This is a genomic window from Pseudomonas sp. MF08817, assembly GCF_059862705.1.
In genome coordinates, this window is record NZ_JCBCUY010000024.1 from 1 (window position 1) to 15796 (window position 15796).

The window sequence follows — 15796 nt, forward strand, 5'->3', positions numbered from 1 at the left end:
CGTGACCGGCTGTTTCGGAACAGGCGGAAAATCGGTCACGTTGTTAGCGAAATGAGCGGTCACGCGTTAGCGAAATGGTCGGTCACGATGTACCGAAACGGGCGGTCACGATAGGCCGAAATACGCAGTGGAACATGCAATCTTGAGCATCGAGCCAAATACGTCGCCGGCTGTCCTGGACGTTCTTTTCGACGATGCCTTTCTCCCAGCCCGAGGCCACGTTGCAGAAATCCGGATCAAACAAATAGTGCGCGCACATCACGGCAAATCGAGCATTGACCGTGCGGCCCTTACCCTTGTTGACCTTGTCGACAGCGGTCTTCATGTTGTCGTAGATGCCGCGACGAGGCACCCCACCTAACGCTCCAAACGAGCGGGTATGGGCATCGAACAACATCTCGTGGCCTTGGCTGGGATACGCAACCAACCAAAATGCGCGACTGGCGCACAGCTTCATGTGGGAGACCTGGATGCGTCGAAACAGGCCGCCGATCAGCAGGCCTTCTTCGCTCCAGTCGAACTGAAAGGCCTCGCCGAGTGCGAACGTCAACGGTACAAAGGCCCGTAAGGATTTGCCTTGCTCACCGCGCCACGAACGTATGAAGGCGGTGAGTTGGCTGTAGCCGCCGTCGTAACCCTCGGCCTTGATCTGCTCGAAGAGCGCTTTGGCGCTCCTGCGATTGTGCTTTGCCCGAAACGAATCGGCCTTGAGCGCTTGCTCCAGCGTCTGGTGAAACGGACTGAGTTTGTTGGAGGCTGCGCACCGCAGGTACGCCGGTTGAGTGGCTTCGGGTGCTCTGACCCATTTTCGGATGGTGTTTCTCGACAGCCCGGTACGCTTGGCTATCTGATGCAGCGACAGCTTGTCGCGAAAATACATGCGCCGAATTTTGCCCATCATTTCCATGCTGATCACCCTGTGTTCTCCTGCTCAAAAATTGAGCAGAAGCAGTTGAACACCTGGGTCAGTTTTCAGTCGGCAGAACAGCCTTTACTGGGTCAGTTTTCGGTCAGCGGCAACACCATGCGAACAAAGATTGTTTTTTTTACAATTGTTGCGCCTTTTCAAGAGCTTATTGTAGGGGGCATTTTATTAAGCTTCAAAAAGAGGAGTAATTATTCGAGCGTCCTTTTGGGCTGCCCAGATTTCCTTACGACCTACTATCAATAAGACCATTTTTTCGTGGCCGCCAATAAGATGCCGCTGCCATGAGCCTAAATCTGTAGATGAAGGAGAGGGGGAGTCCTCCGGGTGGGTATGCCATTCTCCAAGATATTGAAGCATCCCTGACGAGCTGATGAAGGCTTCATCTACAGCAATCTGATGATGCGGCCCTCTTCTGTCCACAAAGCATCGGCGCCTGATATCACCAGGTCCAGGCTCAGATATCTCATGCACCACCATGTGCGGTCCTCGACGCTCTCCGATGAGTACACCGGCAGCTTCGGTGCTAAAACAACCTAATTGGCGGTAGGCCAGCATTTTCTTTAGAGGAGTGGGCATGATCACAAGCAACCCACCATCTTTATCTGTAAATGTAAGCTCAGTGTCAATCATGGCAAATGGGACAGTTGCGTTGTCGGGGTAAGAGTCGAGCTTGCTTGGAACGACTGCCGTCCAGCATGTGCTCGCTGTAGGTCCAACTAAGGTTTGGCTCCAAAATTGAAAGTACAGCTTCCTGCATCATCGCCGCAGAGATAACGCTGACCGCCGCGTCATAGGGTGTGAAGGTATTCCCGCAACTGACGAAGCGTTCCTTGTCCGCATTGATTTTGCTGAACCGCAGGTCCAAGCCATTTTTGTAAAAGGCTGGATCGGTAACCATGCACCCATAGCAGCAACTACCATCGTCAATCATCACTTTCGATGAGCGACCGTTGCCGTCGTTGAATCCGTGAACAATCTTGGGGCGCTTGTCGTTCGGTATTGTGCGAACTACGTGAGCCAAGCGTTTAGCGACTGGAGGCCGGCCAGTCGCATCAATGACGATGTCGTACTGTTTCAGCAACTCAGGGGTAATTGAAAAGTGAGAGGGTTTTCCCTCTACCTTACAATTCAAATGCGTAGAGGATTTGAGCGTTGCAGCTAAAGCTTTTGCTTTGTTCTGCCCAAAATCCACGGTTGAGAGTGGATGGCGTCCAAAGTTTTGAGGGCCGAATGAGTCGTCGTCGTAGAGATCAAATCGAGCGTTTCCGCAACCTGCGCCAGAGCGAAGCAGCAACCCACATAGATACCCACCTATAGTTCCACAGCCTAGGAGCGCAATGCGTTTAGTACTCAAGTCGCCGGTCGCTGATCGACGGCGGTTGCGGCCCAAAATCGTCTTTCTGTCTGCTCTGGTTACCCCAAGTCGAGAGAATTTATGAACTGAGCGCTTGGCGGAAAGACATGTGATCAGCGTCTTCGATTTGACTACACGCCCTGTGTTCTTCTTCCGGTTGTTTTTCTGGGGATAGGTATTCAATCCCGTAGCAGCGATATCGAGTTCAACAAAGAGCCCTACTAAGTCCTGGTGACGAACATCGAAAAGAAGCACATGGCGTTTCACCGGATTATTCACAAAGTGATCCAGCAGGCGGCTACGAGCACTCAGATCTACCTCGGTAAGCCACTGCAGGAGTTCCCGGAGATTTTCTGGCGGCCATTCCACACCAGCTAGGCGGGAAGGGTTGATTTTGAAATAGCTGGTGAGAATCGTCCTTCCGTCTTGCTTCGTAAGGCGTCTCTGCCGTAGCCACTCATTGAATTCGCTTTCGTCCTCTTTCTCATAGGCAACCCACTCCTCACCTGAGGCCTTTCCTGGGTTTGCTAATCCGCTCTCATTGAGAGTCACATAACATTGCATTTCTAATTTTTCTGATGCATCTGAGAGAAGATATAGCTTCTTCTTGGGCAGCCAATAGGATGAGAACTCGCCCTCCATTTCCCGGTCATCGGGTGAACCTTGATCCGCTGAGGTGACTGCGGCATCTAGCGTTGTTTGGATTTGGCAATCGACCTGCAGATAGAGCTCCTGCAGATTATTCGCATCCCAGTCAGCTTCCATCTCTCGGGCATAGCACAGGTACCACCCAAGATTGACATGTGGCAGCAATCGACTCTTGTACTGGTCAGGCTTTTTGAGAATGTACGCATTAGGTAAAGTGATATAGGGATCTATAGGGAGGCTCAAAGCAATGCTGAATTCGCCCCCCATAGTTCCATAAGATTTGACGTAAAAGCCCTTGGCGGGGTTGAGGAGACGCAGAGGCGTGCCTTCAGGGATGTGCTGGGCCTTGGTGTATTGATACCCGCATCCCAGCAATACCTGATGAAGTTCACTAAGCATCTAGTGTTAGCCGCTCGCCATGGTGGTGCTGATGGTCGTAGCTTGGGCGCCACGTGTAGGCTCATTGGCAAACGCAGGGGCAGACTTTTCACTTACGATAAGGTCGCTTTGGAGTACCCGCTGGCCAAACGCACGATTGATGGATTCGAGAGCGAGCTCTTTAGATGAGCACTGCTGAGCATCAATCAAAATACCGTATAGCTCAGAGAGTCTCGCCATGATTTCCAACTCACGCTCCCCGTGTTCGATTCGCGGCGGAAAGAGCGGTTTTTCGTCAGTGTGGTCTGGGCTTTCCACTCCATTTGAGAACTCGTCAGGGAGGTACTTTGCGAGCATTCGCATCGTTGCCCCAAGATCATTTTTATCGTGTGCAATACGATCGAGAATACTGACGGTAGCGGCCATTAGTGAAATGGACGAAGGACCACCACCCTTTTCCCATTGAACATCTCGCCACGCCTTCATAAAGCGGCAAATACTGCGCAGGTGAGGACCAATACGCCGACAGCTTTCGTTGAACCAGTCTTCAACAATTTTGGGATCGCTCTTCATCCACTTTTGATCACCTTCGCGCAGCGCCAGGTTCACGCAGTCCTCATCAAGCTCATAGTCGGCACTCTCTAATGAAAGCGATCCATTTATCGAGTCAAAGACTGTACTACGACTTTTCGCCAGGGCTGCTTCCTTGAGCAAAAATTGGTCTTTTGGAATTGCATACATAGGGACATCAATGTGTGTGTGCTCTGCGGGAATTTTGATTCGAGCACAGGTTCGCTTGGCCTCAAATTGCCAGCCTTCGTTTTCATGCACCAACGACTTCAGGGATGAGTCCACAAGGAGCAGGAGGAGTTGGTGCCCAATGATGGGGCGATCTTCAAAGATGGCCATTGGGAGATACGTGCCATCATCTATGTCCATTTCCTGAGGCGGAGTGGCGTACGGGTAGTTTAGTGTATCGTACTGAAAACTCCCCTGCGTCCAGAAGCGCGGTGTAAGAGCCAGGAAGGCTTTCCGTGCTTCATCATCCATGTCTCTGAGAAGCTTTGCCGCCTCAGCCTGAGCTTGCGGGCTAAGATATTTCAGCCGAGTGTTCGCAACTCGAGCTGTAATACTTTCAAGAGAGATGTCCGTGCTGAATGTTTTAACGACCTCTTTCGCTTCGTTGAAAACATCTTTTGTGCGGTTTCGGACTAGGTCACGCAACCCTTTAAGCTTCGCGACACGAGGCTCTGCTAATCTCAACTTACCAATGAGCCCGTCAGTGCTGTCGTTGTAGTAGCGGTGGAAATTCCAGCTCATAGCTTTTGCTCCTGCTGAACGGGGCCAGATACAGTAAAGGGCGCTGCCTGTTGTTTGAAGAAAGCTTGCAATAAAGGGTTTTTGGTGAACTCGTTCGTAGCCAGCTGTTTTCCCCGGCTAGCTAGGTTACGCAAGCTACTTTCACTGGCGTTATCCAGAGTGATGTCGGATGCTGCCTCGTTAGGAACGATATCGTCCAGGTAGACGTAATTTTCTGATGCGTTATGGGTTCTGAGCTCCCGCTCCAACATTGCTTTGTGAAGCTGCTGATTCGCGGTCATGGTAGTCAGCACCAACCGCTCACCAATGCCCCACAACCCGAGATAGCCGTTGTTGCGTTTTGACTCCAGCGCGGCTGGACTGACCGTATACTCCTCACCTAGAGTGCCGATATTCAATATCTTGACATCGGCAACTGTGGCATCCGGAAAGTCGCTGGTCATGTCCCGGAAAACTTCATGTAGTCCGATGAAGCTTGGATTGTTTGCAACCAAGCCTCCATCGGCGAAGTACGCATCCAAGTCCACGCAATGATGAGGCGCAAAATAGGTAGGTGCAGCCGATGTAGCCATTGCTGCATCTATCAGCTTGAGGCGACCGTCACGATTGAACGCCGGATTATGAGGAGTTTTGAAAAACTGGGGTTTGCCGGTGGAGAGGTTCACAGCGGGAATCATGACACGACGTGTCAAGTCACCAAATGTGGCTTCGGCTCCAATCATGCTTACGACGGCTTCATAGAGTGGTTCGCTGCTGTATCGTGCACTAAAAGCAGCCTTCAATTTTTTCCGCCAAGAGCTTATGCGCGGAAAGATTAAGGGGGCCTGGACACGGAAGACCGCCTCTAGCTCCCTTGCACTTTTTCCGGATGCGAGCCCTAACGCCAGAATTCCACCAATTGAGGTGCCAGTAATCAGGTCGAAGTACTCTCCTGCTTTTACGTTCGACTGTCCGGTCTGTTGTTCAATGATTCGCTCAATCTCAGCGAGCACATTGATGGTAAACAGACCTCTAGCCCCCCCACCATTTAGGCTGAGAATTTTGATGCTACCGCTATGTGCCGCCATGGAGCGCTCCATCGTAGTGGCCTTATGATGCTGAAATGACGTCGTTTCTGTAGATTTCAAGAGGCCAGCATAAATTTAATTTTTTAAGGTGGCGCTACGAGGCGGCTGGGCAGTGTCTTCTCTCGGTTTGAACAGCTCCCGGTCTCAGTTCCGGGAAGGTGTCAATCTAGTAACGATTTTTTTGCGGCGTTAAGGTCGATCCAGCGCGCATTCCCTGTCAAACCAGTCGCTGCTCGTGTCGGAAAGTGTCAATCCTCCCCCCGAAGTTTGACTGTCACGTGCTGTCAAAGGATTGTTCTCGATAGCCCTTGGTTTCGGGGGAGGAGGACGTGTCAAACCTCATGACGTCAAGGTACTGCTAAGCACTACTGGCCCGACGACCCCTTGGTGGCCGAAGCGACGGCGCGGATCAAACCGCGCAAGTGAAAGTGCGGGGTGTGCCTCTGTGGGAGCAACTGTCTTACCCCTACCACTCGTCACGGCCACTCAGTGCCGCCATCGCGAGCAGGCTCGCTCCCACAGAGGAGAAATGAAAATCCCACCCACACCACAGTTCAACTGTGGGGGCAGGCCTTGCCCGCGATGCGGCCGGCCCAGGCGCTGGACTTGTAGCGACTGGAATGCCGCCCGGCCCGCTCCCACAGGGTGGGAGCACAGTTTTTTTGACTAGAGCGCCGGCAACAAAAACCGCGCAATCACCGGCAAGTGGTCGGAAATGCGCAAGGTATCGTCCTGCCGCACCCGGGCGGCGATGCGTTTGAGGCGGGGGCTGTGGAACAGGTAGTCCACCGTGCGGTCCGGGCCATTGAGGCCGGGGTCGTTGGGGTAGTGGGTCAGCCAACGGGCGCGGTCGATGCCGCTGGCCTGGGCGTTGCCGGGGATCATCGGGTACTTGTCCCACAGCAGGTGCAGGGCGCTGTCGGCGGAGTAGGGCGTGCGCTGTTCGGCGCTCAGGCGCTGGTACTGGCCCAGTGGTAGCAGGTTGAAATCACCGCCCATCAGCCATGGCGTGCCGCGGCTCTCGAACTTATCCACCACTTTGCCGATGGCGCCGACCTGGGCCTGCAATGTCTGCTGCTCGTCAGTGGCGCGTTCCAGGTGGGTGTTGAGCACCGCCAGTTGGCCGCCGTCGCTCAGCGGCAGGTAACTGACCAACAAGGCATTTTTCGGCTGGAACTGACGGCTGATGAGATTGCCCGGCGCTTGCGGCAATTGCAGGCGCTCGGCGTGGGCGATGCGGTAGCGGCTCAGGGTGGCCAGTTGCCGGCCGACGCTGCCGAAAACCTGCGGCAAGGGGATGAACTCAGCCTTCCAGTCGAAGGCACTGGTGCTGCACGGGTAGAGGTCGGCGACCCGTTCTTGCAGCAACTTGAGTTGGCGCTGATAGCCGCTGGCCTTGGCGCCGTCGTCCAGCTCCTGAAGCAGCACTACGTCCGGTTGCTCGTCGCGGATCACCCGCGCCACTTCGTCAAGGCTGAAGGCCATGTCTTCGGCGGTGGGTTGCTCGTCGTCGCCCCGGGCCTGGTCGTTCCAGAACACATAGCGTTTGCCGGCCAGGTACTGCACGTTCCAGGTCATGACCTTGAGCGCCTGCCCCGAGGTGAGCACCGGCGCCTCGGCGCTGCACGCCACGGACAGGGTTTCGCGGGGTTCGGGGCGCCAGGTCAGGCTGTAGACCATGAGCGAGAACAGGCCGGCAATCAGCAGCAGGCCCAACACGGCGTAACGCAGTAGACGGATCATCGGCTCGGCTTATGGCGTGGCGGGACGGAGCCCGAGCATACCCGAGAGCGGCGCCCGCGCCCAAGGCCGGCGCTCAGGCGCCGGGGCTGGTTTTTTCCGGCGATTGGCTGATAAGCATGAACAGGCGGAACAGCACCACGCTGGTGAACAACTGCAAGAAGCTGTGCACGCTGTCGATCAACAACGCCAACGCCGGGTTCTGCGGCTCGGGGTACACCGACACGCTGGCGCCCTTGAGCAACCACAACGGCCCCATCACACACAGAATGCACAGCAGGATGCGCAGGAAATTGCCACGGCTTAAACGGAAACTTTCCTTGATTGCCGCCAGCGGTTGCATACCGCGCAGCACCAGCAGGTACTCGGCGAAAGCCAGGGTCACCATCAGCCACAGGCCCGGCAGGAAATACAGCGACAGGCCAATCAGGATCAGCAGGGTATTGAGCGCCGTCAGCAGGGCGAAGCGCGGCCACAGGGTCACCGACATCGCCAGCAGATCCCGGGTGCGGGGCGATTCGCCACGGCTGCGGGCGTCGAGAAACAGAATCAGCGCGCCGGTGTACAGCGGGTACACCAGCAACCCGACGATCACGCTGTAGCCGGGAAAGCTGCCGGGCCCTTGGGCGCGGTCCACCAGTTGCTGCAACAAGGCTTCGAACACCACCAGTGGCAGGCACAGCAGGGCGATCTGGGCCAGGTTGCCCTTGAAGAAGTACAAAGAGTCGCGGAGCACGTTCAACGGATTCATAGGGGGCGGTATCGCTGGTCAGAACAAGGCGCCACTTTAACCGAAGGGAGCCTGCCCTGAGCAAACCGAACGTTCAGGGTGTGGTGGTGGTGATTATTCCTACGTGTGGTTCGCCATTCGTCCGAGGTGCCGCGGCACCGGCGGCTGATTATTCGCGGAAATTTCCTTCTGGCTGGCATACTGGGCGACTTTTCGGGCCGCGTGCCCAGCCTTGCTTGCGCCATGAGGATCCACGGTGAAGAAAATCGCAGTGTTCGCCGATGTGCAAAACCTCTACTACACCGTGCGCCAGGCCTATGGCTGCCACTTCAACTACGCGGCGCTATGGGCCGACATCAGCCAGCGCGGGCAGATTGTCGAGGCCTACGCCTATGCCATCGACCGGGGCGACAGCAAACAGCAGCAGTTCCAGCAGATCCTGCGCAACCTGGGCTTTACCGTGAAGCTCAAGCCCTACATCCAGCGCGCCGACGGCTCGGCCAAGGGCGATTGGGACGTGGGCATCACCATCGACATCATGGACGCGGCGGATCATGTCGATGAAGTGGTGCTGGCCTCCGGCGACGGTGATTTCGACATGCTGCTCGAACGCATCATCAGTAAGCACCAGGTCGAGGCCGTGGCCTACGGCGTGCCGGGCCTGACCGCAAACTCCCTGATCCGCGCCGCCAGCCGTTATGTGCCGATCGAGGGCGGGTTGTTGCTGAAAAACTGAAGTGGGCGAAACCTGTGTGCGAGCCTGCTCGCGATGGCGGTGCATCTGGAGTATCGCCATCGCGAGCAGGCTCATACCCACAAGGGCATCCGCCATTGTTTGAACATTTATTCAGAGAGTGAACACAGGTTTGGAACGCATCGCAGTCATCGACTTTGAAACCACAGGCATCAGCCCCGGCGCCGGTTGCCGGGCCACGGAAATCGCCGTGGTCATGCTTGAGCAGGGGCGCATCGTCGACCGTTACCAGAGCCTGATGAATGCCGGTGTGCGCGTGCCCGGGTTTATCGAGCAACTGACCGGCATCAGCAACGCCATGCTGCGCACCGCGCCGTCGGCCGAGCAGGTGATGAACGAGGTCAACGAATTCGTCGGCACCACGCCGCTGCTAGCCCACAACGCGGCGTTCGACCAGAAGTTCTGGGACTACGAACTGGGCCGTATCAAGCGCACCCGCTTGCAGAACTTCGCCTGTTCCCTGTTGCTGGCCCGGCGCCTGATGCCCGCGGCGCCCAACCACAAGCTCGGCACCCTCACCACCTTCGCCCAACTGCCCCACACCGGCCAGGCTCACCGGGCCATGGCCGACGCCGAAATGGCCGCCAACCTCACCGCCCACCTGGCCGAAGAACTGCGGCGCAAGCATGGTTTGCGCGAGCTGTCCCATGACTTGCTCTGCGGCTTGCAGAAAGTGCCGGCGGCGAAAATCAACGAGCACCTCAAGCGTTATCGCGGGTTTTGACGGCCTCGAACCCAGCCTGTTGTTTTCTGTAGGCGTGGGAGCAACGGCCTTACCGCTACCCTTCGTCACCGCCACTCAGTACCGCCATTGCGAGCAGGCTCGCTCCCACAGAGGCACACCACAGTTCAACTGTGGGAGCGGGCCTTGCCCGCGATGGCGGTGGGCCAGGCAGTAGCGATGTGGGTGTACCGGCCCCATCGCGGGCGGGCCCGCTCCCACACAGGGGCGCGGCTTTAAATGCAGGTCCAGTTAAACCTTGCGGGCCGTTTGCCAGTCGTAGTTTTTATCCCCGGGTGATTCTTCGCCTACTGTTCCTCATGGGCGCCAGCTTCCGGGCGTTCCGTTGTCATCAGGAGAAGTGTGCAATGACGCGCCCCCGCAAGTTTGTCCTCTGGAGCCTTTCCACCCTGCTACTGCTGCTGGCGGTGCTGGTGCTGGTTATCGCGTTTTTTGACTGGAACCGCATCAAGCCGCCCCTCAACGCCAAGGTGTCCGAAGAGTTGCACCGGGCGTTCGCCATCAACGGCAACCTGGCGGTGGTGTGGCAGCGCGAGCCCGACGAAGGCGGCTGGCGCGCCTGGGTGCCGTGGCCCCACGTGATCGCCGAAGACCTGACCCTGGGCAACCCGGATTGGTCAAAAAACGCACAGATGGTCAGCCTCAAACGGGTGGAGTTGCGCCTCTCACCCCTGGCATTGCTGGCGCAACGGGTGAACATCCCGCGTATCGACCTCACCGAGCCCAACGCCGCCCTCGAACGCCTGGCCGATGGCCGCGCCAACTGGACCTTCACCTTCGACCCGAAAACCCCCGACGCCGAACCCTCCAGCTGGGTGGTGGACATCGGCGCCATCGGGTTCGACAAAGGCCACGTCACCCTCAACGACCAGAGCCTGAACACCCGCCTCGACCTGCTGATCGACCCATTGGGCAAGCCCATCGCCTTCAGCGAGATCGTCGGCGACAAAACCGCGAAAAAGGCCAGCGCCCAGGGCGCCACACCCCAGGATTACGCCTTCGCCTTGAAGGTCAAGGGCACCTACCGCAACCAGCCCTTGAGCGGTGCGGGCAAGGTCGGCGGCCTGCTGGCGCTGCAAGACGCGGCGCGCCCGTTCCCCTTGCAGGCCCAGGTCAAGGTGGCTGACACCCGCATCGAGCTGGCCGGCACCCTGACCGACCCGCTAAACCTGGGGGCGCTGGATTTGCGCCTGAAACTGGCCGGCAACAGCCTGGCCACCCTCTACCCGTTGACCGGCGTGACCCTGCCGGATTCGCCGCCCTACGCCACCGACGGCCACCTCAGCGCCAAGCTGCGCGAGCCGGGCGGTGCGGTGTTCTGCTACCAGGGCTTCAACGGCAAGATCGGCAACAGCGATATCCATGGCGACCTGGCCTACGTCGCCAGCACGCCACGGCCCAAGCTCAGCGGCGCGCTGGTGTCCAACCAGCTGTTGATGGACGACCTCGCGCCGCTGATCGGCGCCGACTCCAACGCCGAACAAAAGGCCCGCGGGGCGGCGAGCAAGCCACCGCCGACCAAGGTGCTGCCGGTGGAAGAATTTCGCACCGAGCGCTGGGCGGTGATGGACGCCGATGTGGAGTTCACCGGCAAACGCATCGTCCACAGCGCCGAGTTGCCCTTTACCGACCTCTATACCCACCTGATCCTCGACGCCGGGCAACTGCGCCTCGAACCCCTGCGCTTTGGCGTGGCGGGCGGCAAGCTCGACGCGCAGATCCGCCTCGACGGCCGCGCCACGCCGCTGCAAGGGCGGGCCAGGCTGACGGCGCGCAATTTCAAACTCAAACAGTTGTTCCCCACCTTCGAGCCGATGAAAACCAGCTTCGGCGAACTCAACGGCGACGCCGATATCGCCGGCACCGGCAACTCGGTCGCGGCCCTGCTGGGCAGCGCCAACGGCGACCTGAAGATGCTTATCAACGATGGCGCCATCAGCCGCGAACTGATGGAACTGGCCGGGCTTAACGTGGGCAACTACGTGGTGGGGAAAATCTTTGGCGACAAGGAGGTGAAGATCAATTGCGCGGCGGCGGATGTCGGCATCAAGACGGGCCTGGCGACCACGCGCCTGTTCGTCTTCGACACCGAGAACGCGATTATCTACATCGACGGCACAGCGAACATGGCCAGCGAGCAACTGGACCTGACCATCAGCCCGGAGTCCAAGGGCCTGCGCCTGTTTTCCCTGCGCTCGCCGCTGTACGTGCGTGGCCCGTTCATCAAGCCTGCGGCGGGGGTCAAGGCTGTGCCGTTGATGCTGCGTGGCGCGGGGATGGTGGCGTTGGGCGTGATCGCCGGCCCGGCCGCGGGCCTGCTGGCCCTGGTCGCCCCCAGCGGCGGCGAACCCAACCAATGCGCGCCGTTGCTGGAACAGATGAAAGCGGGCAAGGCGCCGAAGACGGTGAAAGGCTAATCAAGCCAAGGGGAGCTGGCGCCAAATGTGGGAGCTACTGTCTTACGGTTACCCTTCGTCACCGCCACTCAGTGCTGTCATCGCGAGCAGCCTGCTCGCGATGACAGCACTCCAAGTGCCAGAAGTGCGTCGCCTGTCCCGGCCTCATCGCGGGCAAGGCCCGCTCCCACAGGGGAACTGCGCCCAATTGAGGGTTGAGGGTTTGCCCTCAACGCTCAGGATCTCTCGCGGGGAGAGGGGCATCAGAGGTCTTTGAGGATGTCCGCCATGTCGTCGGCGTGTTCTTCTTCCTGGGCGAGGATGTCTTCCAGGATGCGGCGGGTGGTGGAGTCTTGGTCGCCGATGAACTGGATCATTTCCCGGTAGCTGTCGATGGCGATGCGTTCGGCCACCAGGTCTTCGTAGACCATTTCCTTGAGGGTGTTGCCGGCCACGTACTGGGCGTGGGAGTGCTTGGACAGCAGGTCCGGGTTGAACTCCGGCTCGCCCCCCAGTTGCACGATGCGTTCGGCCAGTGTGTCGGCGTGTTGGGCTTCCTGGGTCGCGTGTTCGAGGAACTCGTCGGCGGCGACGCTGGCCTTCAGGCCGCTGGCCATGAAGTAGTGGCGCTTGTAGCGCAGTACACACACCAGCTCTGTGGCCAGGGCCTCGTTGAGCAGGCGCAGCACTTCTTCGCGGTCGGCGGTGTAGCTGTGCGTCACCGCACCCTCTTCGACATGCTGGCGCGCACGCTGGCGCAGGGTGGCGACGTCGGTTAACTGATGCACATTGCTCATCTCAATCTCCTGGAGGCTAATCCGTGCGCCACGTTCTAGGGCCGTGATCGCAAAAGGGGTTACCTAGGTTGTGAGTCATGGGCGGGGCGAAAAGTTTTATCGGATATGGGCCAAGATCCTGAGCCTGCGTGGGATTTGTCATATACAAACGTGATCCTTGCCCTTGGCCCGGCCCTTGCGTCTAGGATGGGCACTTTGCGTGAACCCAAGGAGGCCGCCCATGCCCAGCCCACTCGCTCCCCGTTATCCGCTGGTCCTGGTCCCCGGGATGCTCGGGTTTGTCCGCTTGCTGCTGTACCCCTACTGGTACGGCATCCTCGGCGCGCTGCGCCGGGGCGGGGCGACGGTGTTTGCGGTGCAGGTGTCGCCGCTCAACAGCAGCGAGGTGCGCGGCGAGCAATTGCTGGCGCAGGTCGAGCGGATCTTGCAGCAAACCGGCGCCGCCAAGGTCAACCTCATCGGCCACAGCCAAGGCGCGCTCACAGCCCGCTATGCGGCGGCCAAGCGCCCGGATTGGGTGGCCTCGGTGACCTCGGTGGCCGGCCCCAACCACGGCTCGGAGCTGGCCGACTACCTGCAACGCCACTACCCGGCCGACAGCGTCAAGGGGCGCTTGCTCAGTGCGCTGCTGCGCGGCATTGGTGCGTTGATGAGCCTGCTGGAAACCGGCTACCGCGGGCCGAAACTGCCGGTGGACGTCCACGCCTCGCACCAATCCTTGACCTGCGAAGGGGTGGCGCTGTTCAACCGCCAGTACCCCCAAGGCCTGCCCGACACCTGGGGCGGGCAGGGCGCCGAGGAGGTCAACGGCGTGCGCTATTACTCCTGGTCCGGCACTCTGCAACCGGGCAAAACCGACCGCGGGCGCAACCTGTTCGACGGCACCAACCGCTCCTGCCGGCTATTTGCCAAGACCTTCGTGCGCGAGGCCGGGCATTGCGACGGCATGGTCGGGCGCTACAGCTCCCACCTGGGCACGGTGATTGGCGACGACTACCCGTTGGATCACTTCGACATCGTCAACCAATCCCTGGGCCTGGTGGGCAAGGGCGCCGAGCCGATCCGCCTGTTCGTCGAGCATGCCCAACGCCTGCACCTGGCCGGCCTTTAGGCCAGGGCGCGGCGCACCCGCAGCTCGGTGGTCCAGCGCTCGGAGACGATCACCCCGCCCAGGGTCAGCAAACCGCCCACCAGGTGGAACAGCGCCAATTGCTCATGCAGCACCACGGCGGCAATCAGCGCGGTAATCAGCGGCAGCAGGTTGAAAAACAGCGTGGTGCGGCTCGGGCCCAGGCGGATCACCGCTTGCATCCAGGCCAGCGGCGCCAGCATCGAGGCCAGCAGGCAGGCGTACAGCACCAGGGGGATATTGCCGGCGTTGAGCCCGGTTTTGTCCCCGGCCCAATACAGCGGGAACAGCACCACCACTGCCACCAGAATCTGCAAATACAGCAGCACCAGCGGTGGCAGGCGCAATTGCCATTTTTTCAGCAGGGTGCTGTAGACCGCGTAGGCCAGGGTGGCCACCAGCATCATCGCGTCGCCCAGGTTGATGCCCTGTTGCAGCAGCACATCGACGCTGCCGCTCGACACCACCACCAACACCCCGGCGAACGACAACAGCGCCCCCGCCAGGGCACCGGCCGTGAGGCGCTGGCCAAGGCTGGCAATGGCCATCGCCAGGGACATCAGCGGCATCAGCGACAAAATGATGCCCATGTTGGTGGCCGTGGTCAGGGCCGCGGCGAAGTACGCCAGGCTCTGGTACACCGCCATGCCCAGCACGCCCAGTACGGCGATCTTGGCCAAGTTGGGGCGGATCGTCGGCCAATGGGCGAAAACCTGCTTGAGCATGAACGGCGTGAACAGCAGGGCGGCGAGCAACCAGCGGTAGAAACCGATCTCGGCGGGAAAAATCGCCCCCACGGCGAGTTTGTTGATGACCGTGTTCCCGGCCCAGATAAAAATTGCCAATAACGGAAAAGCGTATTGCATCGGGTCAACCATAAGCGTGATGAGGGGCGATTATCCGCCTGTCCGGTTGCGCGCCTATACTCGCAACCGGACAACCCGCCCCTGGAACCGGACAGCATGCGTAAAAAGCCCATTGATGTACTCCACCTGCGCGGCCTGCCGTCGCCGGTGTACTTTCGCTACGCCGACTTCGCTGCCCACAGCCATGCCCTGGCGCACCGCCACCCCTGGGGCACCCTGGAATATTCGGCCCACGGCGTGATGCACATGCAGATCGGCGGCCAGCGCTTCATGTCGCCGCCGCACTACGCCTTGTGGGTGCCGCCGCACACCGAACACAGCTTCCACAGCAGCCAGCCCATTGCCTACCGCGCCGTATGCCTGGCCCCGGCGCTGTGCCAGGACCTGCCGGCGCAGGCCTGCACCCTGGCCATCAGCGACATCCTCAAGGCGATCCTCAAAGACTTCGCCGCCCGCGACGTGCAAATCCCCGAACGCCCCGCCGACGTGCGTTTGGCCCAGGTGCTGGTGGACCAATTGCAGCAAGCCCCGGTGCACACCGCTTACCTGCCCTACGCCAGCGGCCCGCTGCTAAGCCAGGTGCTGCGCGCCTTGCTCGCGGACCCGGCGGACAACCGGCCGCTGGCCGAGTGGGCCGCCGGGGTGCACGTCAGCGAACGCACCCTGGCGCGCCAGTGCGTGCGCGAGTTGGGCATGAGCTTTGGCGAGTGGCGCTTGCGGGCACGGTTTCTGGCGGCCCTGGAGGCGCTGGACAGTGCCCGCAGCATCCAGGAAGTGGCGTTCGACATGGGCTACAGCAGCGCTTCGGCGTTTATCGCGATGTTCCAGCGCCAGGCCGGGTGCACGCCCCAGCAGTACCGGTTGCAGAGCCGGTGAAGGTGTAACGGCGTTTGTCTACACTGCCAGGGAGGCCGCGCTCCTTGCTGCGGCGACCAGGAGAAAACGCC

The 15796-nt window shown here is 59.5% G+C and carries 13 protein-coding genes and 2 pseudogenes; 6 read left to right on the forward strand and 9 right to left on the reverse strand.

The features are described from left to right. Positions 1-127: 127 nt before the first annotated feature. From istA to AC19YR_RS15875, 5 genes and pseudogenes are all read right to left on the reverse strand, one after another. Positions 128-907, reverse strand: a pseudogene (istA, locus tag AC19YR_RS15855) (IS21 family transposase); the annotation flags it as partial. 186 nt (positions 908-1093) lie between these two features. After that, positions 1094-1558 (reverse strand): CBASS system CD-NTase/cGAS isopeptidase Cap3, encoded by a 465-nt coding sequence (gene cap3, locus AC19YR_RS15860; RefSeq protein WP_500599186.1) that lies wholly within the window; start codon positions 1556-1558, stop codon positions 1094-1096. Next, complete coding sequence (locus tag AC19YR_RS15865; protein WP_500599187.1) at positions 1551-3329, reverse strand: E2/UBC family protein; 1779 nt, start codon at positions 3327-3329, stop codon at positions 1551-1553. Before AC19YR_RS15865 ends, cap3 begins: the two co-directional genes overlap by 8 nt. Positions 3330-3335: 6 nt before the next feature. Then, a complete protein-coding gene (locus AC19YR_RS15870; RefSeq protein ID WP_500599188.1) occupies positions 3336-4628 on the reverse strand; it encodes a CBASS cGAMP synthase in 1293 nt (430 codons plus the stop codon). Next, the gene (locus AC19YR_RS15875) at positions 4625-5695 is read right to left on the reverse strand and encodes a CBASS cGAMP-activated phospholipase (RefSeq protein ID WP_500599189.1); all 1071 of its coding nucleotides are present in this window, start codon (positions 5693-5695) and stop codon (positions 4625-4627) included. The genes AC19YR_RS15870 and AC19YR_RS15875 overlap by 4 nt, the downstream gene beginning before the upstream one ends. 360 nt (positions 5696-6055) lie before the next feature. On the opposite strand from AC19YR_RS15875, the pseudogene AC19YR_RS15880 reads away from it, so the two are divergent. Further along, a pseudogene (locus tag AC19YR_RS15880) lies at positions 6056-6121 on the forward strand (hypothetical protein); the annotation flags it as partial. 240 nt (positions 6122-6361) lie between these two features. On the opposite strand, the gene AC19YR_RS15885 reads toward AC19YR_RS15880, so the two are convergent. Together AC19YR_RS15885 and AC19YR_RS15890 are read right to left on the reverse strand one after the other, a co-directional pair. Beyond that, positions 6362-7438 (reverse strand): endonuclease/exonuclease/phosphatase family protein, encoded by a 1077-nt coding sequence (locus AC19YR_RS15885; RefSeq protein WP_500599191.1) that lies wholly within the window; start codon positions 7436-7438, stop codon positions 6362-6364. A 73-nt stretch (positions 7439-7511) separates the two neighbouring features. Next, the gene (locus AC19YR_RS15890; RefSeq protein WP_095109577.1) at positions 7512-8186 is read right to left on the reverse strand and encodes a YciC family protein; all 675 of its coding nucleotides are present in this window, start codon (positions 8184-8186) and stop codon (positions 7512-7514) included. Positions 8187-8421: 235 nt separating this feature from the next. On the opposite strand from AC19YR_RS15890, the gene AC19YR_RS15895 reads away from it, so the two are divergent. From AC19YR_RS15895 to AC19YR_RS15905, 3 genes are all read left to right on the forward strand, one after another. Continuing rightward, entirely contained in the window at positions 8422-8901 is a 480-nt protein-coding gene (locus AC19YR_RS15895) for a LabA-like NYN domain-containing protein (RefSeq protein WP_095109576.1), read from the forward strand. A 130-nt stretch (positions 8902-9031) separates the two neighbouring features. Further along, positions 9032-9643, forward strand: a complete 612-nt coding sequence (locus tag AC19YR_RS15900) for a 3'-5' exonuclease (protein WP_095109575.1) — start codon at positions 9032-9034, stop codon at positions 9641-9643. A gap of 365 nt (positions 9644-10008) precedes the next feature. Next, positions 10009-12078 (forward strand): AsmA family protein, encoded by a 2070-nt coding sequence (locus AC19YR_RS15905; protein ID WP_500599194.1) that lies wholly within the window; start codon positions 10009-10011, stop codon positions 12076-12078. A 242-nt stretch (positions 12079-12320) separates the two neighbouring features. Here AC19YR_RS15905 and AC19YR_RS15910 read toward each other — a convergent pair whose 3' ends face one another. Then, a complete protein-coding gene (locus AC19YR_RS15910; protein WP_095109573.1) occupies positions 12321-12854 on the reverse strand; it encodes a ferritin-like domain-containing protein in 534 nt (177 codons plus the stop codon). Between the two features lie 220 nt (positions 12855-13074). Between AC19YR_RS15910 and AC19YR_RS15915 the strand changes: the two genes are divergently transcribed. After that, on the forward strand, positions 13075-13965 hold the full coding sequence (locus tag AC19YR_RS15915; RefSeq protein WP_095109572.1) for an esterase/lipase family protein: 891 nt from the start codon (positions 13075-13077) through the stop codon (positions 13963-13965). Here the strand turns inward: AC19YR_RS15915 and AC19YR_RS15920 are convergent. After that, complete coding sequence (locus tag AC19YR_RS15920; RefSeq protein ID WP_500599197.1) at positions 13962-14849, reverse strand: DMT family transporter; 888 nt, start codon at positions 14847-14849, stop codon at positions 13962-13964. The two genes, AC19YR_RS15915 and AC19YR_RS15920, sit on opposite strands and share 4 nt — an antisense overlap. A 96-nt stretch (positions 14850-14945) precedes the next feature. Here AC19YR_RS15920 and AC19YR_RS15925 point away from each other — a divergent pair, with 96 nt between their 5' ends. Further along, a complete protein-coding gene (locus AC19YR_RS15925; protein WP_095109571.1) occupies positions 14946-15725 on the forward strand; it encodes an AraC family transcriptional regulator in 780 nt (259 codons plus the stop codon). The last annotated feature ends 71 nt before the right edge of the window (positions 15726-15796 follow it).